Source organism: Nonomuraea lactucae, assembly GCF_003313395.1.
Taxonomy (GTDB): Bacteria; Actinomycetota; Actinomycetes; order Streptosporangiales; family Streptosporangiaceae; genus Nonomuraea; species Nonomuraea lactucae.
In genome coordinates this window covers 1-1,432 of the sequence record NZ_QNFZ01000502.1, presented here as the reverse complement: position 1 = coordinate 1,432, position 1,432 = coordinate 1, and the positions used below count along the sequence as shown (strand labels likewise).

The window sequence follows — 1,432 nt, the reverse complement described above, 5'->3', positions numbered from 1 at the left end:
GGCAGGGTGACGGCCGCGAACACCGCGCAGACCAGCGACACCGCCGCCGTCACCAGCAGCGCGCCGCGCCAGCCCAGCGGCTCGGCGGCGAAGCCGGTGCCGAGCCTGCCCAGCATCCCGCCCACCGAATTGCCGGCGATCATCGCGCCGACCGCGGACGCCAGCCCGGCGGGGCCCACCCGGTCGGCCAGGTACGCCGCCGCCACGCCGGGGAAGCCCGCGATCGCCACGCCCTGCAGCACCCGCAGGCCGAGCAGCACCTGGAAGGACGGCGCCAGTGGCATCAGCAGCCCGAGCACGGCCGAGGCGACCACCGAGCAGACGATCACCTTCCTCCTGCCCACCCGCTCCGACAGGGCCGCGAGTGGCAGGACGGCGAGGGCGAGCGCGGTGGTGGCGACCCCGACGGCCAGTGACGCGCTGCCGGGGTCGAGGCGGAACACCGTGGCGAACTGGGGCAGCACCGCCTGGGGGGCGTAGAGCAACGCGAAGGACGAGACGCCCGCCGCCGCGACGGCCGCGCTCGCCCGCTTCGTACCGGCTTCGGTGACCACCACTAGAAACTAAGCAAAGCTAATAAATACGTCCAATACCGATATGCGGCATAATTCATACCGTGGTGGATGAATTCGGTGAGACACGGCTGGCCGCCCGGCTCGCGCCCACGCTGGCGCTGCTGTCGGCCGTGGGTGAGACCGGGCACGTCACGCGCGCGGCCGAACTCCTCGGCATCCCGCAGCCCACGGTCAGCAGGCGGCTCGCCGCGCTGAGCGACGAGATCGGCGCGCCGGTGGTCGTTCCGGCGGGGCGCGGCATCAGGCTGACCAGGGCGGGCCGGATCCTCGCCGGCTCGGCCGCCCGCGCGCTCGGCGTGCTGGCGACGGGCGTGCGTGAGACGCGCGAGGAGGTCGATCCAGGGAGCGGGCGCGTCGTGCTGGGGTTCCTGCACCTGCTCGGGCGATCGCTGGTGCCGTCGCTGGTGCGAGGCTTCCGCGAACGCCACCCGGCCGTGCGCTTCAGCCTCGCGCAGGGGTCGCGGCAGGACATGCTGCGCGGGCTGGGCGACGGCGAGATCGACCTGGTGCTCGTCGCGCCGCTGCCCGGCGGGCCGGAGGTGGAGAGCGTGGCGCTCGCGGACCAGGAGCTCGTGCTGTCGGTTCCCCGTACGCACCCGTTCGCCCGGCGCGCCCGCGTCCGGCCCGCCGAGCTCGCGGGGGAGGAGCTCGTCACGCTGGAGCACGGCTACGGGCTGCGCCAGATCACCGACGAGCTGTGCGCCGCGGCCGGGTTCGAGCCGCGGATCGCCTTCGAGGGCCAGGAGTCGGAGACCGTGCGGGGGCTGGTGGCGGCGGGGCTGGGGGTGGCGCTGCTGCCCCGGACCGGCACGGCGCCGCCGGCGGGCGTGGCGGAGGTCCCGCTGTCGCCGCCGCTG

2 protein-coding genes are annotated in these 1,432 nt (G+C 74.9%); one reads left to right on the top strand and one right to left on the bottom strand.

The window, feature by feature from the left end:
• Window positions 1-554, bottom strand: a 554-nt coding sequence (locus tag DQW85_RS23020; protein ID WP_162795263.1) for an MFS transporter, incomplete at its 3' end; no start/stop codon positions are given.
• A gap of 62 nt (window positions 555-616) precedes the next feature.
• Between DQW85_RS23020 and DQW85_RS23015 the strand changes: the two genes are divergently transcribed.
• The coding region (locus DQW85_RS23015; RefSeq protein ID WP_240197364.1) for a LysR family transcriptional regulator at window positions 617-1,432 on the top strand (816 nt) is incomplete at its 3' end.